Origin of the sequence: Bradyrhizobium sp. HKCCYLR20261 (assembly GCF_051168435.1) — a bacterium.
Lineage (GTDB): Bacteria > Pseudomonadota > Alphaproteobacteria > Rhizobiales > Xanthobacteraceae > Bradyrhizobium.
On sequence record NZ_JBNPUZ010000011.1, the window covers coordinates 182,610 to 206,992 of the forward strand.

General features: G+C 66.1%; 31 protein-coding genes. 20 read left to right on the top strand and 11 right to left on the bottom strand.

All coding sequences use genetic code 11. The annotated features are described in order from the left end of the window. The first annotated feature begins 37 nt into the window (after window positions 1-37). Complete coding sequence (locus ACQR1L_RS24020) at window positions 38-931, top strand: RluA family pseudouridine synthase (protein WP_434860387.1); 894 nt, start codon at window positions 38-40, stop codon at window positions 929-931. Window positions 932-981: 50 nt separating this feature from the next. On the opposite strand, the gene mtaB is transcribed toward ACQR1L_RS24020, so the two are convergent. After that, complete coding sequence (gene mtaB / locus ACQR1L_RS24025; RefSeq protein ID WP_434860388.1) at window positions 982-2,286, bottom strand: tRNA (N(6)-L-threonylcarbamoyladenosine(37)-C(2))-methylthiotransferase MtaB; 1,305 nt, start codon at window positions 2,284-2,286, stop codon at window positions 982-984. Next, on the bottom strand, window positions 2,283-3,152 hold the full coding sequence (dapF, locus tag ACQR1L_RS24030; RefSeq protein ID WP_434860389.1) for a diaminopimelate epimerase: 870 nt from the start codon (window positions 3,150-3,152) through the stop codon (window positions 2,283-2,285). Before dapF ends, mtaB begins: the two co-directional genes overlap by 4 nt. Window positions 3,153-3,323: 171 nt before the next feature. Here dapF and ACQR1L_RS24035 point away from each other — a divergent pair, with 171 nt between their 5' ends. Beyond that, entirely contained in the window at window positions 3,324-4,082 is a 759-nt protein-coding gene (locus ACQR1L_RS24035; RefSeq protein ID WP_434860390.1) for a GyrI-like domain-containing protein, read from the top strand. A gap of 8 nt (window positions 4,083-4,090) precedes the next feature. Beyond that, window positions 4,091-4,801, top strand: coding sequence for an SIMPL domain-containing protein (locus ACQR1L_RS24040; protein WP_434860391.1), 711 nt, complete (start codon window positions 4,091-4,093; stop codon window positions 4,799-4,801). Between the two features lie 230 nt (window positions 4,802-5,031). Here ACQR1L_RS24040 and ACQR1L_RS24045 read toward each other — a convergent pair whose 3' ends face one another. Continuing rightward, window positions 5,032-6,024, bottom strand: a complete 993-nt coding sequence (locus tag ACQR1L_RS24045) for an MBL fold metallo-hydrolase (RefSeq protein ID WP_434860392.1) — start codon at window positions 6,022-6,024, stop codon at window positions 5,032-5,034. A 349-nt stretch (window positions 6,025-6,373) separates the two neighbouring features. Between ACQR1L_RS24045 and ffh the strand changes: the two genes are divergently transcribed. The 7 genes from ffh (at window position 6,374) to ACQR1L_RS24080 (ending at window position 12,838) form a co-directional block, all read left to right on the top strand. Further along, window positions 6,374-7,921: a signal recognition particle protein gene (gene ffh / locus ACQR1L_RS24050; RefSeq protein WP_011923608.1), complete on the top strand. Its 1,548-nt coding sequence runs from the start codon at window positions 6,374-6,376 to the stop codon at window positions 7,919-7,921. Window positions 7,922-8,089: 168 nt separating this feature from the next. Further along, on the top strand, window positions 8,090-8,422 hold the full coding sequence (gene rpsP, locus ACQR1L_RS24055; protein ID WP_434860393.1) for a 30S ribosomal protein S16: 333 nt from the start codon (window positions 8,090-8,092) through the stop codon (window positions 8,420-8,422). Window positions 8,423-8,550: 128 nt separating this feature from the next. Next, a complete protein-coding gene (gene rimM / locus ACQR1L_RS24060) occupies window positions 8,551-9,147 on the top strand; it encodes a ribosome maturation factor RimM (RefSeq protein ID WP_434860394.1) in 597 nt (198 codons plus the stop codon). A gap of 205 nt (window positions 9,148-9,352) precedes the next feature. After that, window positions 9,353-10,126, top strand: coding sequence for a tRNA (guanosine(37)-N1)-methyltransferase TrmD (trmD, locus tag ACQR1L_RS24065; protein ID WP_434860395.1), 774 nt, complete (start codon window positions 9,353-9,355; stop codon window positions 10,124-10,126). A 107-nt stretch (window positions 10,127-10,233) separates the two neighbouring features. Then, complete coding sequence (rplS, locus tag ACQR1L_RS24070; RefSeq protein WP_006611497.1) at window positions 10,234-10,614, top strand: 50S ribosomal protein L19; 381 nt, start codon at window positions 10,234-10,236, stop codon at window positions 10,612-10,614. Between the two features lie 405 nt (window positions 10,615-11,019). After that, window positions 11,020-12,426 (top strand): 3-isopropylmalate dehydratase large subunit, encoded by a 1,407-nt coding sequence (gene leuC, locus ACQR1L_RS24075; protein ID WP_434860396.1) that lies wholly within the window; start codon window positions 11,020-11,022, stop codon window positions 12,424-12,426. 196 nt (window positions 12,427-12,622) lie between these two features. Continuing rightward, window positions 12,623-12,838, top strand: coding sequence for a hypothetical protein (locus ACQR1L_RS24080; RefSeq protein WP_434860397.1), 216 nt, complete (start codon window positions 12,623-12,625; stop codon window positions 12,836-12,838). Between the two features lie 83 nt (window positions 12,839-12,921). Here ACQR1L_RS24080 and ACQR1L_RS24085 read toward each other — a convergent pair whose 3' ends face one another. Then, entirely contained in the window at window positions 12,922-13,614 is a 693-nt protein-coding gene (locus ACQR1L_RS24085; protein ID WP_434860398.1) for a hypothetical protein, read from the bottom strand. Between the two features lie 180 nt (window positions 13,615-13,794). Between ACQR1L_RS24085 and ACQR1L_RS24090 the strand changes: the two genes are divergently transcribed. Further along, window positions 13,795-14,088: a DUF1330 domain-containing protein gene (locus ACQR1L_RS24090; protein WP_434860399.1), complete on the top strand. Its 294-nt coding sequence runs from the start codon at window positions 13,795-13,797 to the stop codon at window positions 14,086-14,088. 43 nt (window positions 14,089-14,131) lie between these two features. Here ACQR1L_RS24090 and ACQR1L_RS24095 read toward each other — a convergent pair whose 3' ends face one another. Beyond that, window positions 14,132-14,620, bottom strand: a complete 489-nt coding sequence (locus ACQR1L_RS24095; RefSeq protein ID WP_434860400.1) for a hypothetical protein — start codon at window positions 14,618-14,620, stop codon at window positions 14,132-14,134. Next, entirely contained in the window at window positions 14,508-14,777 is a 270-nt protein-coding gene (locus ACQR1L_RS24100; protein ID WP_434860401.1) for a hypothetical protein, read from the bottom strand. Before ACQR1L_RS24100 ends, ACQR1L_RS24095 begins: the two co-directional genes overlap by 113 nt. Here ACQR1L_RS24100 and ACQR1L_RS24105 point away from each other — a divergent pair. Continuing rightward, window positions 14,686-14,892 carry a hypothetical protein gene (locus tag ACQR1L_RS24105; RefSeq protein ID WP_434860424.1) on the top strand — a complete coding sequence of 69 codons (207 nt, stop codon included), beginning with the start codon at window positions 14,686-14,688 and terminating at the stop codon, window positions 14,890-14,892. The genes ACQR1L_RS24100 and ACQR1L_RS24105 overlap by 92 nt on opposite strands. A 154-nt stretch (window positions 14,893-15,046) precedes the next feature. Here ACQR1L_RS24105 and ACQR1L_RS24110 read toward each other — a convergent pair whose 3' ends face one another. Then, entirely contained in the window at window positions 15,047-15,349 is a 303-nt protein-coding gene (locus ACQR1L_RS24110) for a hypothetical protein (protein WP_434860422.1), read from the bottom strand. 145 nt (window positions 15,350-15,494) lie between these two features. Here ACQR1L_RS24110 and ACQR1L_RS24115 point away from each other — a divergent pair, with 145 nt between their 5' ends. From ACQR1L_RS24115 to ACQR1L_RS24135, 5 genes are all read left to right on the top strand, one after another. Beyond that, the gene (locus ACQR1L_RS24115; protein ID WP_434860402.1) at window positions 15,495-15,893 is read left to right on the top strand and encodes a metallopeptidase family protein; all 399 of its coding nucleotides are present in this window, start codon (window positions 15,495-15,497) and stop codon (window positions 15,891-15,893) included. A gap of 94 nt (window positions 15,894-15,987) precedes the next feature. After that, entirely contained in the window at window positions 15,988-16,590 is a 603-nt protein-coding gene (gene leuD, locus ACQR1L_RS24120; protein ID WP_434860403.1) for a 3-isopropylmalate dehydratase small subunit, read from the top strand. Between the two features lie 85 nt (window positions 16,591-16,675). Then, a complete protein-coding gene (locus ACQR1L_RS24125) occupies window positions 16,676-17,473 on the top strand; it encodes a hypothetical protein (protein WP_434860404.1) in 798 nt (265 codons plus the stop codon). A gap of 99 nt (window positions 17,474-17,572) precedes the next feature. Then, window positions 17,573-17,989, top strand: a complete 417-nt coding sequence (locus ACQR1L_RS24130; RefSeq protein ID WP_434860405.1) for a hypothetical protein — start codon at window positions 17,573-17,575, stop codon at window positions 17,987-17,989. 27 nt (window positions 17,990-18,016) lie between these two features. Then, a complete protein-coding gene (locus tag ACQR1L_RS24135; protein ID WP_434860406.1) occupies window positions 18,017-18,388 on the top strand; it encodes a c-type cytochrome in 372 nt (123 codons plus the stop codon). Window positions 18,389-18,400: 12 nt separating this feature from the next. On the opposite strand, the gene ACQR1L_RS24140 is transcribed toward ACQR1L_RS24135, so the two are convergent. After that, window positions 18,401-19,279 carry an HpcH/HpaI aldolase/citrate lyase family protein gene (locus ACQR1L_RS24140; RefSeq protein WP_434860407.1) on the bottom strand — a complete coding sequence of 293 codons (879 nt, stop codon included), beginning with the start codon at window positions 19,277-19,279 and terminating at the stop codon, window positions 18,401-18,403. Window positions 19,280-19,381: 102 nt separating this feature from the next. On the opposite strand from ACQR1L_RS24140, the gene ACQR1L_RS24145 reads away from it, so the two are divergent. Beyond that, a complete protein-coding gene (locus tag ACQR1L_RS24145) occupies window positions 19,382-20,026 on the top strand; it encodes a carbonic anhydrase (protein WP_434860408.1) in 645 nt (214 codons plus the stop codon). 59 nt (window positions 20,027-20,085) lie between these two features. Here ACQR1L_RS24145 and ACQR1L_RS24150 read toward each other — a convergent pair whose 3' ends face one another. Together ACQR1L_RS24150 and ACQR1L_RS24155 are read right to left on the bottom strand one after the other, a co-directional pair. Further along, window positions 20,086-20,607 carry a TIGR00645 family protein gene (locus ACQR1L_RS24150; protein ID WP_434860409.1) on the bottom strand — a complete coding sequence of 174 codons (522 nt, stop codon included), beginning with the start codon at window positions 20,605-20,607 and terminating at the stop codon, window positions 20,086-20,088. A 288-nt stretch (window positions 20,608-20,895) separates the two neighbouring features. Further along, on the bottom strand, window positions 20,896-21,930 hold the full coding sequence (locus ACQR1L_RS24155) for an aspartate-semialdehyde dehydrogenase (RefSeq protein WP_434860410.1): 1,035 nt from the start codon (window positions 21,928-21,930) through the stop codon (window positions 20,896-20,898). 114 nt (window positions 21,931-22,044) lie between these two features. Here ACQR1L_RS24155 and ACQR1L_RS24160 point away from each other — a divergent pair, with 114 nt between their 5' ends. Continuing rightward, complete coding sequence (locus ACQR1L_RS24160) at window positions 22,045-22,848, top strand: hypothetical protein (RefSeq protein ID WP_434860423.1); 804 nt, start codon at window positions 22,045-22,047, stop codon at window positions 22,846-22,848. Between the two features lie 228 nt (window positions 22,849-23,076). After that, complete coding sequence (locus ACQR1L_RS24165; protein ID WP_434860411.1) at window positions 23,077-23,457, top strand: hypothetical protein; 381 nt, start codon at window positions 23,077-23,079, stop codon at window positions 23,455-23,457. Between the two features lie 535 nt (window positions 23,458-23,992). On the opposite strand, the gene ACQR1L_RS24170 is transcribed toward ACQR1L_RS24165, so the two are convergent. Further along, on the bottom strand, window positions 23,993-24,265 hold the full coding sequence (locus ACQR1L_RS24170) for a hypothetical protein (RefSeq protein WP_434860412.1): 273 nt from the start codon (window positions 24,263-24,265) through the stop codon (window positions 23,993-23,995). Window positions 24,266-24,383 lie beyond the last annotated feature (118 nt).

Genomic DNA, 24,383 nt, shown 5'->3' on the forward strand with positions numbered 1-24,383 from the left:
CCGCAAACGAAAGCCTTGCACCCGCAATACGGTTTCCATGGACATTAACCAACCCACCGATGAGGAGATGCTCGCCCGCGTGCTCCACCGCGACGGGGTGATGCTGGTGATCGACAAGCCGGCCGGCATTCCCGTGCACAAGGGACCGAAGGGCGGACCGAACCTCGAAGCCTCGTTCGACGCGCTCCGCTTTGGCCTGCCGCGTCCGCCGGTGCTCGCGCATCGGCTGGACAAGGACACCTCCGGCTGCCTGGTGCTCGGCCGTCACCGCAAGGCAACGGCCTCGCTCGGGCTTTTGTTCAAGCACGGCAAGATTTCCAAGACGTACTGGGCGGTGGTCGAAGGCGGCCCGGAGGCTGACGAAGGCATCATCGAGCTGCCGCTGGCCAAGCTGAATGCGGAGCGCGGCTGGTGGCAGAAGCCGGATCCGAACGGGCAGCCGGCGGTGACGAAATGGCGGGTGCTGGGGCGATCGTACGCGCCTGCCAGTGCGTCCCCACACTCCGCTCCTTCTTGCGGCACCGCCTCCCCTCCCCCTTGCGGGGAGGGGTCGGGGGTGGGGGTCCCCGCAGGCAGTCTCGCCCGGAGCCACCCCCCACCCCAACCCTCCCCCGCAAGGGGGGAGGGAGCGCACCTGTCGGGCGGACAGAGCGTGCCTCCGACTCACGGCGTCCGGCTCACCTGGCTCGCTATGGAACCCATCACCGGCCGCACCCATCAGCTCCGCGTACACTCCGCCGCATCGGGCTGGCCGATCTTCGGCGACAACATCTACGGCAACGGCCCGCGCTTCGGCGAGCCGCGGCTGCACCTGCATGCGCGCGAGATTTCGATTCCGCTATCGAAGAACAAGCCGCCGATCCACGTCGTGGCGCCGGCACCGCTGCACATGCACGAGCGGCTGAGACTTTGCGGCTGGAACGGGGAGTGACGTGGCTCAGGCGCATGTGAGACCCTGCACTCTCGCCCACACCACAGCTGTCATCGCCCGGTCAAGCCGGGCGATGACACCGAGGGTGGGGCTGACAGCTTCTCGCCATCATGGCCGGCGATTACCAGCCGCTGCACGGAGCCCGGCTCGGCACCCGTGACTGACACCGGCAGATAATGCTCCGTCCTGCCCTGCGTCGCGCTCTCGATCAGCACCTCACGCTGGCAGCCAATCTCGGCATCCAGCCGCCGCCGCAATGCCGCTTCTCCTGCCGCGCGCAGCCGCCGCGCGCGGTCGCGGATGACGGCGCCATCCACCTGCGGCATGCGCGCCGCCGGAGTGCCGGGGCGCGGCGAATAGGGAAAAACGTGGAGGAAGGTCAGGCCGCACTCCTCGACCAGGTCGAGCGAGCGGGAAAACATCTCCTCCGTTTCGGTCGGAAAACCCGCGATCAGATCGGCGCCCAGTGCGATGTCCGGCCGCAATTTCCGCACCTGATTGCAGAACGCGATCGCGTCGGCGCGGGCGTGCCTTCGCTTCATCCGCTTCAGGATCAGGTCATCGCCGGCCTGCAATGACAGATGCAGATGCGGCATCAGCCTGGCATCCTCGGCGAGCGCATCGAGCAGATCGGCGTCCGCCTCGATCGAATCGATCGAGGAGATGCGCAACCGTTTCAGCTCGGGCACGTGACGCAGGATCCGCTTCACCAGCCGACCGAGCTTCGGCGTGCCGGGCAAGTCGGCGCCATAGCTCGTGAGATCGACCCCGGTCAGCACGATCTCGGCATGGCCGCGCGCGGCCAGCGTCCTTACCTGATCGACCACGGCCCCCATTGGCACCGAGCGTGAATTGCCGCGGCCGTAAGGGATGATGCAAAAGGTGCAGCGGTGGTCGCAGCCATTCTGGACCTGGACGAACACGCGCGGCAGACCGTGCTGAAAACCATCGACGAGGTGCGGCGCCATCTCGGTCACGGCCATGATGTCGGAGACCGCCACTTTCTCTGACGCATCGATGCCGAAGCGCGGCGCCGCCAGCACCTGCGCGGTCGCGCGCCATGCCTGCGGCTGCAGCTTGTCCTCGTTGCCGATCACACGATCGACCTCGGGCATATCAGCGAACATCGCGCTTTGTGTCTGCGCCGCGCAGCCGGTCACGACGATGCGCGCCGTCGGACGCTCGCGTTTCAGCTTGCGGATCGATTGCCGCGCCTGCGCCACGGCCTCGTTGGTCACGGCGCAGCTGTTGATGACGACGATATCGTCCGCGCCCGCAGCCTCGGCGTGGCGCGCGATCAGCTCGGATTCGAACGCGTTGAGCCGGCAGCCGAAGGTGACGACATCGACGCTCATGCGACGCCGGCGAACAGCTCTGGCTCGAACCGGCCCTCGAACTCGAACGTCGCGGTGCCCGTCATCAGCACATGGTCGTCGCGCTCGCGCCATTCGATGGTCAGTTCGCCGCCGGGCAGCGTCATGTGCACGAGCCGGTTGGCGCGCTTCAGCCGGGCGGCAGCCACCGCCGTCGCACACGCCGCCGAGCCGCAGGCCCTGGTCAGCCCCGCGCCGCGCTCCCAGGTGCGCATCGTGATGTGGTCGCGATCGACGATCTGGGCGAGGGTGATGTTGGCGCGCTCCGGGAAGATCGGATGGTTTTCCAACAGCGGTCCGAAGCGTTCGAGGTCGTAGGAATTGACGTCGTTGTCGACCCAGAACACCGCGTGCGGATTGCCCATGCTGACGACCGACGGCGAATGCAGGATCGGCGCATCGATCGGGCCGATCTGCAGCTCGATGTAGCGGGTGTCGCGGAATTCCTCCGCCAGCGGGATCTCCTGCCAGCCGAACTTCGGCGCGCCCATGTCGACGGTGTAGAGCTCGGGCGACGGCCCCTGCCAGCAGTTCAAAAGGCCCGCGCGGGTCTCGAACGTCGCGCTGGTCTGGCCGGTCTTGCCGAACACCTGGCTCACCACGCAGCGCATGCCGTTGCCGCAGGCGCCGGATTCCGAGCCGTCATTGTTGTAGATCCGGATGAACGCCTCGGTGCCGTCGAAGCGCGGCCGCTGCAGCACCATCAACTGGTCGTAGGGAACGCGGGACGCAACCGCCCGTGCCTCGTCCGGCGTGACGACATGCTTCACGTCGCGCAGGTCCAGCACGACGATCTCGTTGCCGATCCCGTTCATCTTGACGAAGCTGTGGTTGGCCAGCGGGCTCATGAAAATATCCAAATTGTGTCCGTCTTATATGGCGAATGGCGCCGCATTGACCAGTCCGCAGGGGGACATGACGCATCTGTCATGGGACGCCGCGCCGCCGAGCATGTTAGGACCGCACGTTCGCCGGCACGCGCCCTGCGCAGGAGCAGCACGGCACTGGAGAATAGTCGCATGAATCTCAGCACTTTCCGCATCGTTCTGGCCGTGGGCTCGGTCGCGTTGGCGCTGGGTGGCCCGCTGGCCCGGGCGCAGGCGCCGTCGGCCTCCCCGGCTCCGGCGGCCTCAGCTTCGCCCGCTCCCGCGCCGAGCGCGATGCCGGCGCCCGCTGCATCGGCAAGCCCGGCCGCTTCGGCCAGTCCGACACCTTCAGCCAGCCCGACCCCAGCCGCCAGCGCCAGCCCGTCGCCGTCATCCTCGCCCGCAGCCCAGGCACCAGCCAACCCGCCGGCCGCGGCGCCCAGCCAGACGGCCGATTCATTCGGCGACGAGATCAAGCTGGAGGCCAAGAAGGTCGTCCAGATCAAGGGCACCGCGAACTGGGACAATGCGTTCGATACGCTGATCGACTCGTTCAAGGCGCTGTCGACCACCTTGGACAAGCAGGGCGTCAAGCCCGCCGGCAACGGCATGATCGTCTACACCTCGACCGACGACAACGGCTTCACCTTCTTCGCCGAGATCCCGATCGAGCAGGAGCCGAAGGCGCTCGGCAAGGGCATGAGCATCGGCCAGTCGCCCGAGGGCAAGGCGCTGAAATTCGTGCATCGCGGCTCCTACGACAACATGGACAACACCTACGAGGCGATCACCAACCATCTCGACGAGCGCCGCCTGGAGGCCAAGGACACCTTCATCGAGGAGTACCTGACCGATCCCCTGAAGACGGCCGAGGACAAGCTCGTCATCAACGTCTACGTCCCGCTGAAGTGAGCGCCATCATGATCAGACCGCTGCTCGTGGCCGCGCTTGTGGCCTCAACCGCTCTGCCGGCACTGGCGGACGACATCGCCCGGCAGGACACGCCGGCGATCACAGTCAGCGGCGAGGGCAGCGTGACGGCGCCGCCGGATCTCGCGCAGATCGACGCCGGCGTCGCGTCCGACGCCAAGACCGCGCGCGAGGCCGCCGAGGCCAACAACACCGCGATGGCCAGGGTGTTGCAGGCGCTGAAGACGGCGGGGATCGCCGACAAGGATGTGCAGACCTCGCGGCTGTCGCTGCAGCCGCAATATGCCCAGAACCGGCCGGGCCAGCCGGCCGTGACCGGCTATCGCGCCAGCAATCGCGTCACCATCAAGCTTCACGACGTCGCCAAGGTGGCGAACGTGATCGATACGGTGGTCGCCGCCGGCGCCAACGATGTCGGCAACGTCTTCTTCAGCATCGCCGAGCCGTCCAAGCTGCTCGACCAGGCGCGCGAAAAGGCCGTCACGGATGCCCGCCGCAAGGCCGAGATCTACGCCAAGGCAGCCGGCGTGACGCTGGGACAGCCGCTCAACATCGCCGAGGACGGCGCGCCGACGCCGGTGTTCCGCGCCAAGACGTTTGCGGCGCCGATGGCTGCGGGGGCACCGACGCCGGTCGCGCAGGGCGAGGAGACGCTGTCGGTCACGGTGAGCGTAACCTGGGCGATCAAGGCGGGGCAGTAAGTAACAAGTCTTCGTCTCTGTATGAGACGCGACGCCGGCGCTCCACAACCGGTGTCGTCCCGGCCTCCGCGCCGGGACCCATACTCCGCGGCGGATGTTGTCGCGCGAGATGGAGCTGTCAGTCATCGCCACACTAAGTTCGGTGGTTATGGGTCCCGGGTCGGCGTCTGCCGGCGCTTCGCGCCGTCGGACTTGCCCGGGACGACACCGTTTTTGGTGCGACGGTGTGGCTAGATCTCCACCACCTGTCCTGGCTTCAGCACGCCGAACCGCTCGCGCGGGATGCCGGCGGAATCGAGCGCGGCATGCAGCGCGTGCACCGGCGCGTCGATGGCCTCGTCCGTCAGTTGGAACGTGCCGTGGTGATGCGCCAGCGCGGTCTCGGCGCCGCAGTCCTGCAGCGCCTGCACGGCATCCTCGGGGTTCATGTGCTGGTCGCGCATGAACCAGCGCGGCTCGTAGGCGCCGATCGGCAGGATCGCCAGTCTGATCGGTGAATGCGCTTCGGCGACGCGGCGGAAATGCTTGCCCGTGCCGTAGCCGGAATCACAGACGATGTAGAGATTGCCGCGCGGGGTCTCCAGGACGAAGCTCGCCCACAGCGCCTTGTTACGATCGAAGATGCCGCGCGCCGTCCAGTGCCGGGTCGGCACCAGCGTCACCGCGACCTCATCGTTCAGCTTTACGCGGTCGTGCCAGTCATAGGCCTCGGCGCGAATCTTCGCATCGGCATCGGTCATCGTCAGGTCGTTGCCCAGCGGCGTCACGACGCGCGGCGAAAAGCGCGCGGTCAGCTTCGACAGCGTGCGGATGTCGAGATGATCGTAATGCCCATGCGACACCAGCACGACGTCGATATGTGGCAGCGCCTCGAAGGCGATGCCGGGATCGTTGTGCCGGCGCGGGCCGGCGAAGGAGAATGGTGAGACGCGATCCGACCAGACGGGATCGATCAGGATGTTGAGCCCGCCGGTCTGGACCAGCCAGCTGGCATGGCCGATGAACGACAGCCGCACGGTCTCGCCGTCGATCCGGTGTGGTGGGGTATCGGCATGCGGGCTCGGCGCCCACGAGGGCCATTTCGAGCGCTTGCCGTTGCGGTCGAACTGCCAGCGCAGCACCTGGGCGAGGGATTTCGGCGGGACGCCGTCGGGATCGTAGAAGCGCTTGCCGTCGAAATGGTCGGTGACGGGGCCGGAATAGGTCCTGGAACGGCGCAGCAAGGGTGTCCTCGCGAGGAAGCGAACAGGGGAAAGCTGAACTGGCACAGGAGGTAAGCGGCCCGGCCGGATCCGGCAACGGCGCACCCAAAAGCAAGTTTCCTTGACTTTTCCACCTGCGGGGGGTTTAACCCGGCCGAATTTCGGAAAGTTTCGTCTTTTCGAGCCACCGCCCGGTCCTGGAGGCCGGAGGTCAACGCCCGACAGCGCTGTGCGCCCTCGGGCGCAAAGGTGTTTGGACTGACGGTTTCGGCCGACGGGCCGAGGTCTATATGCTCGTCATGGGCCGCAGCAAGCGGCGATGACGGGCGGCAACGAAGCGGGCGCCCGACAAGGGCAAAGGATAACGGCATTGTTCGACAATCTGTCGGAAAGGCTTGGCGGCATTCTCGATCGGCTGACGGGGCGCGGTTCGCTCTCGGAAGCCGATGTCGACGCCGCGATGCGCGAGGTCCGCCGGGCGCTGCTCGAGGCCGACGTCGCGTTGGAGGTTGTCCGCAGCTTCACCGACCGCGTGCGCGAGCAGGCGATCGGCGCCACCGTCGTCAAGTCGGTCACCCCCGGCCAGATGGTCGTCAAGATCGTCCATGACGAGTTGGTCAAGACGCTCGGCGACGATGGCCAGACCATCGACCTCAATGCCGTGCCGCCGGTGCCGATCATGATGGTCGGCCTGCAGGGCTCCGGCAAGACCACCACCACCGCCAAGCTCGCGCGCCGCATGGTCCAGCGCGACAAGCGCAAGGTGCTGATGGCCTCGCTCGACGTCTACCGTCCGGCCGCCATGGAGCAGCTCGCGGTGCTCGGCCGCGATCTCGACATTCCGACCCTGCCGATCGTCGCCGGCCAGATGCCGCCGCAGATCGCGCGCCGCGCCATCGAGGCCGCCAAGCTCGGCGGCTATGACGTGGTGCTGCTCGACACCGCCGGCCGCACCACGCTGGACGAGGACATGATGAAGGAGGCCGCCGAGATCAAGGCGGTCGCCAACCCGCACGAGGTGCTGCTGGTCGCGGACTCGCTGACCGGCCAGGACGCGGTCAATCTCGCCCGCTCGTTCGACCAGCGCGTCGGCCTCACCGGCATCGCGCTGACCCGGATCGACGGTGACGGCCGCGGCGGTGCGGCGCTGTCGATGCGCGCGGTCACCGGCAAGCCGATCAAGCTGCTCGGCACCGGCGAAAAGACCGATGCGCTGGAAGATTTCTATCCCTCGCGTATCGCCGGCCGCATCCTCGGCATGGGCGACATCGTCTCGCTGGTCGAGAAGGCTGCGGCGAACATCGACGCCGAGAAGGCCGCGCGCGCCGCCGAGAAGATGCGCAAGGGTCAGTTCGACCTCAACGACATGCGCGAGCAGCTGTTGCAGATGTCGCAGATGGGCGGCATCAGCGGTCTGATGGGCATGATGCCCGGCATCTCCAAGATGAAGAACCAGATCGCGGCGGCCGGGATCGACGACAAGATCCTCAAGCGCCAGGTCGCAATCATCGATTCAATGACGCGCGAGGAGCGCAAGCATCCCGACCTGCTCAAGGCGAGCCGCAAGAAGCGCATCGCGGCCGGCTCCGGCCAGAGCGTCGAGCACGTCAACAAGCTGCTCAAGATGCACCGGAACATGGCCGACGTGATGAAGGCCATGGGCTCCGGCAAGCGCGGCCCGCTCGCCGGCATCGCCCAGGCGATGGGGTTCGGCGGCGGTGGCGGCATGCCCTCGCCCGAGCAGCTCAAGGCGCTCGCCGACAAGATGCCGGGCGGCATGCCCGGCGGCCTGCCGAATTTGCCGAAGGATCTTCCCGCCGGACTGCGCGGCGGTTTGCCCAATCTGCCGGGTCTCACCGGGCTCAGCGGCAAGCCGACGCTACCGGGCCTTGGGCTCCCTCCGGGGAAGAAGAAATGAGGACGTTTCGTCCCTCTCTCACCCCGTCATTCCGGGGCGCGCGCAGCGCGAGCCCGGAATCCATAACCACGATCGTGCGTATGGATTCCGGGCTCACCGCTGCGCGGTGCCCCGGAATGACGGCCTAGCTGACACCCAACACTTCAATCGACACTCAGGAGAACTTTCATGTCCGTCGTCATTCGTCTCGCCCGTGCCGGCACCAAGAAGCGCCCGGTCTATCATGTCGTCGTCGCCGACTCGCGCTTCCCGCGTGACGGCCGCTTCATCGAGCGTCTCGGCTACTTCAATCCGCTGATGGCGAAGGACAACGAGGCGCGCCTCAAGCTCGACATGGAGAAGGTGAAGGCTTGGCTCGCCAAGGGCGCGCAGCCGTCCGACCGCGTCGCCCGCTTCCTCGATGCCGCCGGCGTCAAGAAGCGCGAAGCCCGCAACAACCCCGAGAAGGCCGTGCCGCGCAAGGAGCGCAAGGCGCAGGCCGAAGCCGCCGCGAAGGGCTAAGGTCCGTTGACGATCGTGGCCTCATGCTTCGAGACGCACGGCTTGCGCCGTGCTCCTCAGCATGAGGATCTGGCTCCTCGTCCTGAGGAGCGCGCCGTTGCGCGCGTCTCGAAGGACGAGGCCTGCTGATGTCCAAGCTGATCTGCGTCGCCAAAATCGGCGCCGCGCACGGCGTGCGCGGCGAGGTTCGCTTATGGACCTTCACCGAGGATCCGCTGGCCGTGCTGCATTACGGCCCGCTGACGACCAAGGACGGCAGCCGCTCGTTCGAGGTCGCCGAGGCGCGCGAGGCCAAGGATCATCTCGTCGCCAGCTTCAAAGGCATCACCGACCGTAACGCCGCCGAGCGGCTCAACGGGCTCGAGCTCTACGTTCCGCGCGACCGCCTGCCCGAGACGGATAACGACGAATACTACCACGCCGACCTGATCGGGCTTGCCGCCGAGACCAAGGCGGGCGCGCCGCTCGGCCGCGTGCTCGCCATCCATAATTTCGGCGCCGGCGACATCATCGAAATCGCCCCGCCGTCCGGCAGCACGATGATGCTGCCGTTTACCAATGCCGTGGTGCCGACGGTGGATCTCGCGGGCGGACGGGTGATCATCGAATTGCCTGATGAGATTGACGGCGAGGATCGAGCTTCGGCCGATGAATCGGCGGCAGCTGGGGACGATGCTGCCGCCCCAAACTCAGCTCGTCATCCCCGCGAAAGCGGGGATCCATAGCCACCGCGGCCGATTGGCTTGCGCGGAACTGGCCGCGTGCCACTTTCCAACATCACGCGGTATGGGTCCCGGATCGGCGCCGCGACGCGCTGACGCGCGTCACGGCTTGTCCGGACAACTCCGGTGGTGGAGCATCGGCCGCGAGATAACGGCGCCGCATTGATCGGGGCTCGATCTTGCTTCGCCGCTGCCGTAACAGAGCGCCATGACCACCTCGCCCTCTCCTACCGCGCCGTGGCGCGCGACTGTGCTGACGCTGTTTCCGGAGATGTTTCCCGGGCCGCTCGGCGTGAGCCTCGCCGGCCGCGCGCTGGCATCAGGCATTTGGTCGCTGGAAGCGCGCGATATCCGGGCCTCGGCCACCGACAAGCACCGCAGCGTCGATGACACGCCGGCCGGCGGCGGCCCGGGCATGGTGCTGCGCGCCGACGTGCTGGCTGCCGCGATCGACGCCGCCGCCATCGCCCCCGAACGGCCGAAGCTGCTGATGAGCCCGCGCGGTCGGCCATTGACCCAGGCCTTCGTCCGCGAGCTCGCGGCAGGCCCCGGACCGCTGATCGTCTGCGGCCGGTTCGAGGGCATCGACCAGCGCGTGATCGATGCGCGCGAGCTGATCGAGGTGTCGATCGGCGACTACGTGCTGTCGGGCGGCGAGATCGCGGCACTGGTGCTGATCGACTCCTGCGTACGCCTCTTGCCGGGCGTGATGGGCAAGCTCGAATCCGGCACCGACGAGAGCTTCTCCGACGGCCTCCTCGAATACCCGCAATACACCCGGCCGCAGGTCTTCGAGGGCCGTACGATTCCGGATGTGCTTACCTCCGGCGACCACGCCAAGGTCGCGGCGTGGCGTCGCGCGCAGGCCGAGGCCCTGACGGAAGCGCGCAGGCCGGATTTATGGGCCGGATGGCAGGCGCGCCGGCCGCGAGAACAAACGAGGACCAGCCAAAAAGCGCCAAAAAGCACGACAGACGGGTGACAAGCCTCGCGCTTTGCCTTATAGGAGCGCCCAATTCCGCAAGTGACGGCAGGAACAAGCGCAGCCCGCGTGACCCGGCTGGGCGCGCCGCCGATGGAGATTTACCCGTGAACCTGATTCAGCAGCTCGAAAAAGAGCAGTTCGACAAGCTGTCCGCCAACAAGACCATTCCGGAGTTCGGCCCGGGCGACACCGTGATCGTGAACGTGAAGGTGGTCGAAGGCGAGCGCACCCGCGTGCAGGCCTATGAAGGCGTTTGCATCGGCCGCTCTGGCGGTGGCATCAACGAGAGCTTCACCGTCCGCAAGATCTCCTACGGCGAGGGCGTGGAGCGCGTGTTCCCGATCCTGTCCCCGATGATCGACTCGATCAAGGTCGTGCGCCGCGGCAAGGTGCGTCGCGCCAAGCTGTATTACCTGCGCCAGCTGCGCGGCAAGTCGGCCCGCATCGTCGAGAAGCAGGACCGCCAGACCGCCGTCAACGAGTAATCGTTGCTTCCGATGGATTGACGAAAAGCGCGGGCTGGCCCCGCGCTTTTTTGTTTTGTGCTGCCCTGCCGTCATTGCGAGCGAAGCGAAGCAATCCAGGGCCGAGCAAGGACTCTGGATTGCTTCGCTTCGCTCGCAATGACGGCCGATAGAAACGCATCTCGCACTCCGCGGCTCGCGTGCTATATATCTCCCTGAAATGGTTCTAGATCGCACCAGCATGGCCTGCCGCCGCGTCGTCATCGACGATCATAGCCGGCTGCCCGGGCGGTTCTTCGGACGCTTCGCCACCTCGGCGACGTCGGAGCTTAGGCGCGCGCTGTAAGCCGCAGCGCCTCGTCCTGCTTGTTCGCGCGTGGGGTCACGCGCTCAGTTTCAAACCTTCATTCCCGGGAGCATTCGCTCATGTCGAAGCCGACCACCCTGTACGACAAGATCTGGAACGACCATCTGGTGCACGAGGCCGAGGACGGCACCTGCCTGCTCTACATCGACCGCCATCTGGTCCACGAGGTCACGTCGCCGCAGGCCTTCGAGGGCCTGCGCATGACCGGCCGCAAGGTGCATGCGCCGGAAAAGACGCTGGCCGTGGTCGACCACAACGTGCCGACCACCGACCGCTCCAAGCCGAACCCGGACCCGGAGAGCATCGAGCAGATCAAGACGCTGGCCGAGAACGCCAAGGACTTCGGCATCGAATATTACAACGAGTTCGACCGCCGCCAGGGCATCGTCCACGTCATCGGCCCGGAGCAGGGTTTTACGCTGCCCGGCACCACGATCGTGTGCGGTGACAGCCACACCTCGACGCATGGCGCGTTCGGCGCGCTGGCGCACGGCATCGGCACCTCGGAGGTCGAGCACGTGCTGGCGACGCAGACGCTGATCCAGAAGAAGGCGAAGAACATGCGCGTCACCGTCGACGGCAAGCTGCCGGACGGCGTGACGGGCAAGGACATCATCCTCGCCATCATCGGCGAGATCGGCACCGCCGGCGGCACCGGCTACGTGCTGGAATATGCCGGCGAGGCGATCCGCGCGCTGTCGATGGAAGGCCGCATGACCGTCTGCAACATGTCGATCGAGGGCGGCGCCCGCGCCGGCTTGGTCGCGCCGGACGAGAAGGCCTACGACTTCCTGCGCGGCCGCCCCAAGGCGCCGCAGGGCGCGGCCTGGGATGCGGCGATGCGCTACTGGGAGACCTTGCGCTCGGACGAGGGCGCGCATTTCGACCACGAGCTGCGCCTCGACGCCGCCAAGCTGCCGCCGATCGTGACCTGGGGCACCTCGCCCGAGGACGTGATCTCGGTGACCGGCATGGTGCCGGATCCGGACAAGATCGCCGACGAGGCCAAGCGCATCTCCAAGCATCGCGCGTTGAAGTACATGGGCCTGACCGCGGGCACGAAGATCACCGACATCAAGCTCGACCGCGTGTTCATCGGCTCCTGCACCAATGGCCGCATCGAGGATCTGCGCGCCGCCGCCAAGATCGCCGAGGGCAAGACCGTGTCGGGTCATGTCAACGCGATGGTCGTGCCGGGCTCGGGCATCGTCAAGGAGCAGGCCGAGGCTGAAGGTCTGGACAAGATCTTCATCAAGGCCGGCTTCGAATGGCGCGAGCCGGGCTGCTCGATGTGCCTCGCCATGAACCCGGACAAGCTGGCGCCGGAAGAGCGCTGCGCCTCGACCTCGAACCGCAACTTCGAGGGCCGCCAGGGCTTCAAGGGCCGCACCCATCTGGTGTCGCCCGCGATGGCCGCGGCCGCCGCGATCGCCGGCCACTTCGTCGACGTGCGCGACTGGCGCTGAGATCTGTCTTCGCCGGCGCAGCAGAGCTGCACGGCGACTGAGCTTGAGACGAACGCGGCGGCTTCGAAAGAAGCCGTCGCGTTTTCATTTCGACTCAACGTCGATGCTGATCGGCAAGAGCTCCTTAAAGCTCTTCACGCACAATCCTACCGCCGGACGCACCGCGCCGGCGGAGGAACGTGCCGAGGAGCCCGTGATGGCCGAGAAGCCGGAATACGTCGACCTCATCCGTGATGCGACGCGTCAGCGCCGCAAGACGCCGCCCGCCAAGATCATCGCCAAGGCCGAAGAGCCGAAGGAGGAGCGCCGGCTGTCGAACTGGCCGCCCGGCCGGTTTGCCAAATGGCGGATCGAGACGCTTGTGCCGTGGAAGCTGACGGTGAAGAACTGGCAGTTCAAGGATTGGCTCTGAGCGGTACGCCGAACACATGCCGCTGAAACGACAGAAGGACGCCGTTCGGCGTCCTTCGTCGTCTCGATCAGGCCGTCAGTTCGTCAGTAGTAGCGCCAGTGATGGCGGTGGTGACGATGGTGCCAACGGTGATGATGGCGCCAGTGATGACCACGCCAGTGCCGGTGATGGCAGATGCGGCGCGGGCCGTAATAGGTGTAGACGATCCGGCAACGGCGATACGGGTAGTAGTAGGCCGTCGTGTAGGTCGGGGTGTAGTAGCTGCGATAGCCGTAGAAGTGCCGGCGATGATGGTGGTAGTACGGCCGATAGCCGTAATGCGGATAATGATGGTAGCCGCCGCCATGGAAGACCGGCCGCGGACCGCCGCCACCATGGAACACCGGGCCTCCGCCGTGGAACACGGGACGCGGACCGCCGCCTCCGAAGTGATGACCTCCGCCACCGTGGAAGACGTGACCACCGCCGCCACCGCGGAAGCCATGAAAGCCGCCGCCTCCGCCGTGGAAACCACCGCCACCGCCATGAAAACCACCGCCACCGTGGAAGCCGCCTCCGCCACCATGGAAGCCACCGCCACCATGATGACCGAAGCCGCCACGCACCTGGATGGTCAACGCATCAGGCGCGGCCTGCGTCACAGGCCGAGCGCCGGGACTCACGGGCGACATGGCCGAAGCCGGCCGGCTGGACGCACCCGCAATTACAAACAGTGCCGCCGCCGCAAGACTGAGGCGACGAACAAGACCAGCATGCTGGTCCTTCATCCTCATCATGGTCCCTTCTCCCTGAATGCCGTGAAATAGCGATGGACCCATGCAGCGCCCTTGCTGGTCGTCCGATCGGTGGCTTGGCGCACCCCCAACATGAACGTAGAGATAGCGACGTGAATGCGGCATGAATGATGCACGCTGCGCGGGCATCTGCGGCGTGGCGTCGCGGCAGAGGACCAGCGCATGAATGTCTACGTCGTCGTGCAACTGAAGATGACCGACCGCGCTGCCTATGATCGTTATCAGGCGCGCTTCTTCGACGTGTTCCGAAAGTTCAGCGGCCGTCTGCTCGCGGCCGACGAAGCACCGGTCTTGATCGAAGGCGATTGGGACGGCGACAAGGTCGTGCTGATGTCGTTTCCGGATGCGAACGATTTTCGTGCCTGGGCGGAGTCACCCGAATATCGGGAGATCGCGAGGGATCGCGAAGCGGGCGCCCAGTCGGTCGTGCTGCTCGTGCAGGGGTTTCGCACCTGAGCGCGGTCATGCGCTCAGCGAACGCATCGCAGCGATGGCGGCCTCAGTCGAGGAAGGGCGTGAACAGCACGAAAGGTCCCGGCGGATAAGCGGGTGCGTACGCGATCGGGCGTCCGTAGTAGCGCGGCGGCGGCGCGGTCGATCGGGCAACTCGCGACGAACGATCGTGCTGGCGCGCGCCGAACGCAGCTGCGGCCGCGGAGTGGCTCGCATCTACTCCGAAGGACGCAGCCAACGCCGGCGAAGTCGCAGCCGAGCTTGCAAGCAGCATCGACAGCGTGACGATGCCTATCCCAAGCCAGGTTTTGCTGATGGAGGTTTTCATGGCGGACTCCCTTACCAGCCCGCCATCAAGGTACAGGCCCGCGACGCGGGCCTGTTTGATTTCGATCATGGACTGCAAAGCAGCGACCATCCGCTCACCAGCGGTGGTGTCCACGCCCGTGGTGCCCACGCCAATGGTGGCGATGCGGGTGCCAATGACGCCGAGGATGCCAGTAGTGACGGCGAGGATGCCAATGGCGACGGCCATGCCAATGCGCCTGGGTCGTCTCCTGCGTCGTGCCCTGCTGCACCGCCGTCGCGGCGCCGGGATTGATGAGCGACAGCGCCTGCGCGCGTTCGGCCGGCGCAGCCATCGCAAGAACGGCACCAATGGCCGCGATGCCCAACAGCTTTGTCACAGTCATGAACTTCTCCTTCGATCGCCTGACCTCACGTCGGGCACCACATATCCGCCGCGTCAGCTTCCTGAAGGGCGGCCGCAGCAGCGCGACGCAGGTCAGTCTCGAACGAGCGACGTGAATGGGGGATGAAGACCTGCGCGAGGGCAGAATGCGCAAATGTCGCGCGCGGTTCCGCCGCACCGCGCGACATATCCGCACTGCGTCGGCGGAGTCACACGCAACAGACCGCGCGAATCAGGTTTTATTCGTAGAATCGACTCGGCCGACGATTGTCAGCCACGGCGCCAGACGCAGCTCACATGCGGGACGATCACGGTGCCGCTCGGGCGATGCTCCGGAACATAACTGGCATTGCAAACCCGCACGGCGTTCGGACCGGGATTGTAACGCGGCACCACGTCCGGCTCCCAATGACCTTCATAGCGCGGATAGATCTGAATCCGCCGCTGCCGGCGCTGCGCGGAGACATCGGTGCTTGCCTCGCGCTCGACGGCGGGGCGCGCGCCCTGCTCCGCTCGCGCGGCCATCGGAATGGAGATCGCGACCATCGCTGCCAACGCCGTCCCGGCGAGCATCATCGACGTCTGTCTCATGTGTCCCAAACCCCCAATTCGCGCGTTGCGACGGTCGCCGTTTTCATCCCCTGCGTCAACCGGCGCGCGGCCACACATCGCATAGAACCTGGATGCAAGATGATCAAAGCCGGGCTAGAAGGCGGCAATGTGGACCGATCTGAAAGCCCCCTCGCTCGCCGACATGGAAGCCATGGCGCACGAGATGTTCGAGCGTCTGCCCGCGCATTTCCGTGGGATGTGCGAGGGCGTCATCATCCGGGTCGACGACTTCCCGACCGAGGAGGTGCTCGACGAGATGGAGGCGGAGAGCGAGTTCGACCTGCTCGGCCTGTTCCAGGGCACCGGGCTCCCATTCCGCAGCAATGACGACCTGCCGCGCCTGCCCAACATGATCTGGCTGTACCGCCGCCCGATCCTGGACTACTGGGCCGAGCACGATGAGAGCTTCGGCCACATCGTCCGCCACGTCCTGATCCACGAGATCGGCCATCATTTCGGGATGTCGGACGAGGACATGGAGGCGATCGAGGCCGCCGCCGACTGACCGGCACGGCCGATTTTCCGGGCAATTTGACTTTATCCGCCCCGCCGTTCGGGCTAAACAGCGGCCTGCCCGATATTCTCGAAGGTGCTCCCCGATGGACAAGTTCACTACGCTGGAAGGCGTCGCCGCGCCGCTGAAGATCATCAATGTCGACACCGACATGATCATCCCCAAGCAGTACCTGAAGACCATCAAGCGCACCGGCCTCGGCAAGGGCCTGTTCTCGGAGCAGCGCTACAAGGACGACGGCAGCGAGAATCCGGATTTCGTGCTCAACCAGCCGGCCTATCGCAACTCGAAGATTTTGGTCGCCGGCGACAATTTCGGCTGCGGCTCGAGCCGCGAGCACGCTCCCTGGGCGCTGCTCGATTTCGGCATCCGCTGCGTGATCTCGACCTCGTTCGGCGACATCTTCTACAATAACTGCTTCAAGAACGGCATCCTGCCGATCCGCGTGTCGCAGGCCGATCTCGACAAGCTGTTCGACGACGCCGAGCGCGGCGCCAACGCGACCCTGACGATCGACCTCGCCGCCCAGGAAATCCGCGGCCCCGATGGCGGCACCGTCAAGTTCGAGATCGATCCGTTCCGCAAGCATTGCCTGCTCAACGGGCTCGACGATATCGGACTGACGCTCGAGAAGAAGGCCTCGATCGACAGCTACGAGGCCAAGCTGGCCGAGCGCGCCTGGGCCTGATCCCCGTCTGACCGAACAGAGTTCGCGGGCCCCGGACCTCGGTCCGGGGCCTTGTTTCGAGAGCATCCCGAGCACAGGTCCGCCGTTGACGCGCGTATTGCCCGAAGTCGTCACCTTCTGGCGCGGACCGCTCGACCGGCTGCGCCAGACCTGCCTGCGCTCGCAGTTGGCCGCCGGCCACAAGGTTACCGTCTACAGCTTCGATCCGCTGCCCGGCCTGCCCGACGGCATCCGCAATGAAGCGGCCGAGGCGGTCCTGCCCTATGCGTTCTCCGAACGGCTGCGGCCGGCGCAGCCCGACGGCAGCTGGCGCGACTGGACGACGTTGCAGTTCAGCGACTTCTTCCGCATGCGGCTGATGGCGCAACGCGCCGGTCTCTGGCTCGATGCCGACGTGCTGCTGCTGCGCCCGGTCGAGATCGATCCCGCCTTGCCCTATTTCGCTTGGGAGCGGCCGCGGCAGCTTGGCAATTCCGTGCTGTATCTGCCGCCGGACGATCCGATCGTGGCCGAATTTGACGCGCTGATGGCGCAGGGCGAATTGACTCCGAACTGGCTCTCGCTGCGCCACCGCATCACCTTCGCAGCTCGCCGCCTGCGCGGCGGCTCCGACCGGCTGTCCGACATCCGCGTCGCCATCTTCGGCCCGGCGGCCCTGACCGCGCTGGCGCGCCGCCACGGCTCGCTCCAGCATGCGCTGCCGAAGCGCAGCTTCTATGCGGTCCATGCCGAGCCGAAGGCGTTCTTCGACCCCAGCGACTTCTCCGGCCTGATCGGCGACCCCGGCATCATCGGCCTGCACATCTCGCCGAAGGGCCGCGGCGGCGAGGCGCCGATGGCCGGCAGCCTCTACCGCTGGGCGGTCGACCGCTTCGGCGCCTGAAGTCCTGCGGCTGCCGCAGGGCCGATGTGCTGCTTGATCTACCGCAACGTCGGATGGCCGGCCTGGTGATTGAGTGTTCCCAATCATCGGAGACGAGCCATGACCGCCCAGACCAAGCCCTATCCGCGCGTGCAATTCCTGATCGACACGTTCGCGCAGTGGCTGAAGCATCGGCGTGAGCTGAGCGAGCTCAGGCAGCTCGACCGCGACGATTTCGAGCGCATCGCGATGGACCTCCAGGTCACGCCTGGCGATCTCGACGAACTTGTGCGCCATGGCGAGCATGCGGCCGACGAGCTGCCCTTGATGCTCAAGGCGCTCGGCATCGACGAAGCCGCACTGGCGCGCGCCGAGCCGCTGGTGCTGCGCGACATGGAGCGGGTCTGCGCGATGTGCAAGGACAAGATCCGCTGCCATCGCGATCTCGCGCACGGGACGTCCAGCGAGCATTACGAGGAATACTGCCTCAACGCACCGACCATCGACCGGCTGGGCGCGGAAGTCGTCAAGCACTGATCGCCCTCCTCTCGACGGAGCACAGCGATGAGCATGCCCAACCTGCGCCGCCACACCTGGCTCCATGTCGGCGTCGCGATCGTGCTCGCGCTCGCCGCGATGCTCCTCATCCGGCTGCACTATGCCAACGGCGCGACGCCGGCTGCCGACAGCGTGCAGGCGGGCCGCAAGCTGGCGGAAGCCTGGTGCAGCCCGTGCCACGCCATCGATGCGAGCGGTGCACGCAGCCAGACCGCGACGGCGCCGGATTTCGTCGCGGTGGCCAACATGCCGTCGACCACCGAGCTGGCGCTGAAGGTTTTCCTCCAGAGCAGCCACCCGACGATGCCGAACGTCATCCTGACGGCCGAGCAGCGCGGCGACCTCGTCAACTACATCCTCAGCCTCAAGCGGAGCTGAGGCCCGGTCCTCCTACTTCGCCATCTCGGCGATCGCGTCAGCAATCGCGATCGTGTGCTTGGCCATCTCGGCATGCAGCCGCTCGACCATGCGGCCGTCGATCTGGATCGCGCCGCGCGAGGCATTCTCCGGCAATTCGAAGGCGGCGAGGATCTTGCGGGCCTCGGCGACCTCGGCGGCGGGCGGCGTGAAGATCGCGTTGCAGGTGTCGATCTGGCCGGGATGGATCAGCGTCTTGCCGTCGAAACCGAGATCGCGGGCCTGGATGCACTCCTGCGAGAAGCCGTCGGTGTTGGCGAAGTCGCTGTAGGGCCCGTCGAGAATTTCCAGCCCATGCGCGCGCGTCGCCAGGATGCAGTGGCTGATCATCGGCAGCATGGTCGAGCGGCCCGGCACCATGCGGATGCGGGTCTCGCGCGAAATGTCATTGGGGCCGAACACGAAGCCGGCGAGCCTTGAGCCTTCCTCATGCACGGTGGCCGCGAGCAGGTCGGCGTCGAGCACGGCGCGCGCGGTCTCGATCATCGCCCACACTTTCAGCGCCGGATCGGCGCCGACCTCGGCGAGGCGGCTCGTCACCAGGCGCAGATCGTCGACGGTCGACACCTTGGGAACCAGGATGCCATCGGTCGCGGTCTGGCCGGCCATGGCGACGTCGTCGCTCCACCACGGCGTGTCCAGGCTGTTGATGCGGATCAGCAGCTCGCGCTTGCCGTAACCGTCGGCGGCGACCGCCTTGGCGATCTGCTCACGCGCGGCGGCCTTGGCGTCGGGCGCCACGGAATCCTCCAGATCCAGGATCAGCCCGTCGGCCGGCAGGTTCCGTCCCTTCTCCAGCGCGCGGGCATTGGAGCCGGGCATGAACAGGAGACTGCGGCGGGGGCGGATCATTTCGGCGTTTCCCTTGGTTTATTGAGCCGGCCCGCGATACCATTTCGGCCACCGGGCCGGAAGGCTTGTTCCCGCAGGCCACGTGTGTTTAAGGCAGGGCCCATGATCTCGTTTCCGCAACGTCTGCTCGAAGGCTATCGCGCCTTCACCACCCAGCGCCTTCCCACCGAACAGAGCCGCTATCTGGAGCTGTCCGAGCGCGGCCAGTCGCCCGAAGTGATGGTGATCGGCTGCTGCGATTCCCGCGTCTCGCCCGAGGTGATCTTCGACGTCGGCCCCGGCGAATTGTTCGTGCTCCGGAACATCGCCAACCTCGTGCCGATCTATCAGCCCGACGCCAACGCCCACGGCGTGTCGGCCGCGCTGGAATATGCCGTCACGGTGCTGAAGGTGAAGCACATCGTGATCCTCGGCCATGCCCAATGCGGCGGCATCCGCGCCTTCGTCGACAAGGCGGCGCCGCTGTCGCCGGGCGACTTCATCGGCCGCTGGATGTCGATGTTCATCAAGCCCGGCGAGGTCGTCGAGCAGCGCGACCATGAGAGCTTTCAGGACTTCGTCACCCGGATCGAGAAGGCGGCGGTGTTCCGCAGCCTCGAGAACCTGATGACCTTCCCGTTCGTGCGCAGCCGCGTCGAGGCCGGCGACCTGCAATTGCACGGCGCCTATTTCGGTGTGTCCGAGGGCTCGCTGTTCGTGCTCGACAAGGCGAGCAAGGAATTCAAGAGCGCGCGGACCGTCGCGTAGCGAGGCGGGAGGAGCGAGACGCTGGTCGACGGTCGTCACCCTTCGCTACTCGCCCCTCATCAATGATCTCCCGACCACCGGTCTGAGAGCGCCAGCATCACCGTCGACACCACGAAGGTCATGTGCACGCCGACCAGCCAGCCGAGCTTGACCGAGTCGTAGCCGGCGTCGAGATTCATGAACGCCTTGAGCAGCTGGATCGCCGAGATCGCGACGATCGAGGCCAGCAGCTTCTGCTTCAGCCCGGCGAAATCGACCTTGGTCATCCATTCCGGCCAGTCCGGATGGCCGCCGGGATCGATGCGCGAGACGAAGTTCTCGTAGCCGGAGAACACCACGATCAGCACGAGATTGCCGGTCAGGCAGACGTCGATCAGGCTGAGCACGCCGAGGATGATGTCGCTCTCCTTGGCGGTCGGCAGATGGACCACGCTCTCCCACAGCAGCAGCGCGAATTTGAACAAGAGCACCACGAGGCTGACGACGAGCCCGACATAGAACGGCGCCATCAGCCAGCGGCTCTTGAACAGGAAGCCTTCGAGCCCGCGCTCGAGCGGACCCGGCGCATGCTTGGCCGCCACGGACGCTGGCGCCGTTGACTCGGTCTTGCTGCTCTCAGCCAATTTCGACCCCACCCAGAAACCGCTCGGTCGTCCCACCAGGACTGTCCCGGCGAATGACCCTTCTGATTAGTTACTCCGTCATGCCCGGGCTTGTCCCGGGCATCCACGTCTTCTCAGCGCGCCGACCCGCGTGGATGGCCGGGACAAGCCCGGCCATGACGACTTAGAGACAGATGATCACAACACTTCGATTGTCATATGCGATGGCCGGACGCTTGCGGGAGAGGGGGCGCACCGGTGACTTTATCAGGCCGCCTTCTTCTTGGCGGTGATCAGCTTGCGGTTGATCAGGACTTCGGCGATCTGAATCGCGTTCAGCGCGGCGCCCTTGCGGAGGTTGTCGGAGACGCACCAGAAGGCGAGGCCGTTCTCGACCGTGCCGTCCTCGCGGATACGGCTGATATAGGTGGCGTCCTCGCCGGCGGCCTCGTAGGGCGTCACGTAGCCGCCCGGCTCGTGCTTGTCGATCACGAGGCAGCCCGGCGCGTTGCGCAGGATGTTGCGGGCCTCGTCGGCGGTGATCGGGTTCTCGAACTCGACGTTGACGGCTTCGGAGTGGCCGACGAACACCGGCACGCGCACGCAGGTCGCGGTGAGCTTGATCTTCGGATCCAGGATCTTCTTGGTCTCCGCCATCATCTTCCACTCTTCCTTGGTGAAGCCGTCTTCCATGAAGACGTCGATCTGCGGAATGACGTTGAAGGCGATGCGCTTGGGAAACTTGTTATTGACCAGTTCGTCGTTGGTGTAGACGGCCTTCGTCTGCGAGAACAACTCGTCCATCGCGTCCTTGCCGGCGCCCGACACCGACTGATAGGTCGACACCACCACCCGCTTGATGGTCGCCTTGTCGTGCAACGGCTTCAGCGCGACGACGAGCTGCGCGGTCGAGCAGTTCGGATTGGCGATGATATTCTTCTTGTTGAAGCCGGCGGTCGCATCGGCGTTCACTTCCGGCACGATCAGCGGCACGTCCGGGTCCATGCGCCAGGCCGAGGAGTTGTCGATCACGACGGCACCGGCGGCGCCGATCTTCGGCGACCATTCCTTCGAGACCGTTCCGCCCGCGGACATCAGGCAGATGTCGACATCGGCAAAATCGTAGTGCTCCAGCGCCTTGCACTTCAGGGTGCGGTCGCCATAGGACACCTCGACGCCGACGCTGCGGCGCGACGCCAGCGCCACGACCTCGTCGGCGGGGAATTGGCGCTCATCGAGAATGTTGAGCATTTCCCGTCCGACATTGCCGGTCGCGCCGACCACTGCGACTTTGTAACCCATCGTTCACTCTCCGAAGAAATTTGGCCGATCGCGCGTGCAAGCGGAAACGGAAGCGGCAGCGCTTCTATGCGAGAAACGTCCCTGACACAACGTTACCACGACGTCTCGCATTCGATGCATCCCGATTCGGCCAGAACAGCCGCCACCACGCGTTCCGCATCCGTCCTGCAGGGGCTCACGAGCTTCGCGGACGAGGTCTGCGGCACCTTCGCGCGCCTGTTCGCCTATGTGGGGGCTCTGGCGCTGATCGCCATGCTCGGCGTGGCCGGCTGGAACCATCTCGAGGCGGGCGAGGACATTCCGTCCGGCCGCGCCGGCTGGACGCTGGCCGACGGCGCGGTGCCGGCCTTCTCGCTGCGCCTGACCGACCAGCCCGACAAGACCGCCACCTACACCGTGCTCACCCATCCTTCGGGCGGCCGCAAGGACGTGCTGCGCTGGGGCGAGCCGGCCGATCGGCCGGCGGCCGAGCTCGAGATCTACCGTTTCGGCCCGGAGCGCGATCCGCCGCAGGATCCTCGCGCCGATCTCGCAACCCGGATGGGACGCAACTCCGCGTCCGACCTCGAGACCGCCGGCGTGGTCGAGAGCCGGTTCGGACCGGTCAGCCTGGTGCGGCAGGCCGGCGCGCCCGAAGGCGCCGGAGCCTGCCTCGGCTTCCTCAAGACCATCGCCGAACCGGCCCTGCGCATCTCTGGATGGTCGTGCCAGGGCGTGACGATGCCGGCGCGCCGCGCGATGGTGGGCTGCATGCTCAACCGGCTGACCTTGCTGGCCTCCGACCAGGATCGGGCGCTGAGCCAGCTGTTCATGGGCCCCGATCAGCGCCGCGGCGGCTGCGATGGTCCGGCGGTGACGACCACGGCCGGCGACTGGGTGACGTCTCCCGCCAATCCGAGGCTGCGCGGCGCGCTGTGAATGGCTGCCTGCGTCTTGTTGTTGCGGGGTGTTGCTGCGCCGCGCCCCAGGGACCGCGTCAGCCGCCAAGTGACGGATTTTGATGCAACTTTCCCGCCACAGCCGGAATTTATCTTCCCTGAGGTCACGGGAATGACCTTGTGATGCCACAGCCGACCCAGATATTGTGCTGGCCAAATCATGCGCATGGCGAGCGCCCGCCCCTTTTGGCGCGAGGAAGAGGACGTGATGATTCAATTTTCTGCTGCGACCCGGGTCATGGCCTTGGCGGTGATCGCCGCGACCGGTCTTGCCGTCACGTCTGTTGCCGTCACCTCCGCTGAAGCCGCTCCCGCCAAGCGCCGCGCCGCGGCGGTCTATTCCAACGGCCCGAACTACTCGTACCAGTCCGGCCCGCGCACCCGCATCTACATCACCCGCCGCTCCTTCCTCGACGGCGGCACCGAAGTGCTGCCCGGTGAGCGCAAGTACACCGACTACGCCTATCCGCCGGCCATCGGCTATCCGTCGTTCGCCCGCGAGAACCTCAACCGCCCGATCGACCGCCAGCCGTTGATGGCGCCGTCCGATCTCGGCGGCTATCCGACCCGGATTCCGATCCCCTACTGAGGGCTGAGGCATCATCCGATCACCAAGGCCGGGCTTTCGCCCGGCTTTTTTGTTTCCAGAGACGGCCGTGATCCCTCGAAGGGCCGCGGCGTACTGGATGGTCGCCTTCGCGGGCATGACGATCGAGAGGCCAAGGACACGCTTCAAGGACACACATCACGGACACGCATTCAAGCAAACGCATCCTCGCACCCGCTCATCGCGTCCGAGTGTTGCTGCTCTCGCCGCCCCTATCGAAGACAAGGGCGCAGGGAAGGCCGGGCCTCGGCTGAGGCCCGTGGCCCGCCTGCGAAAAACAATGCAGGCGGCAGGAACCACAGGTACAGCCGGATTCGACCCGGCCCTCCCTGCGCGATGGTTTTCACGCTTACTCTGCGCTCTCCCCGGTGTCCGGCCTGTTAGCCACCGTCGTCAGCGTGATGCACCAAGGCATCGCCGCGACTTGACGCCAGCATCGGGGCGCCAGGACCACGCAGCTTCACGTCCGCAAGAGCCTCGTTCGTCCGCACATCCCTCAAGGACATGCTGCGCGCCCTCACGGCCACCGCATCCCCGCCTCACGCCTCGTGACGATCGCGAAACGCCCCTTGTGGCGAAGCGGGATGAGAGGAGAGAAACATGGATTCTGGAAAAGCGAAAGAGGAATTTTTGGCGTCAGCAGGGCGGCCGGGCTCAGCCGATTGATGGCGCGGGCGAAATCAGTTTTTCGGCGCCGCGGATTCTCAGCTGAAAAATCGGCGATCGAGCGTGCTTGCCGACGCCAATCGCGCAGAACAACGACCTGATTTGCCCGGCGGGCGGCCCACATTGCGCCTCGCAAGAAGGCGCGTTCGAGCCCGTGCTAATGAGTTGATCGAGCTGCATTCCCAGCGACGGTGCGCTCCCCTCCCCCTTGCGGGGAGGGGTCGGGGGTGGGGGTCTCCGGG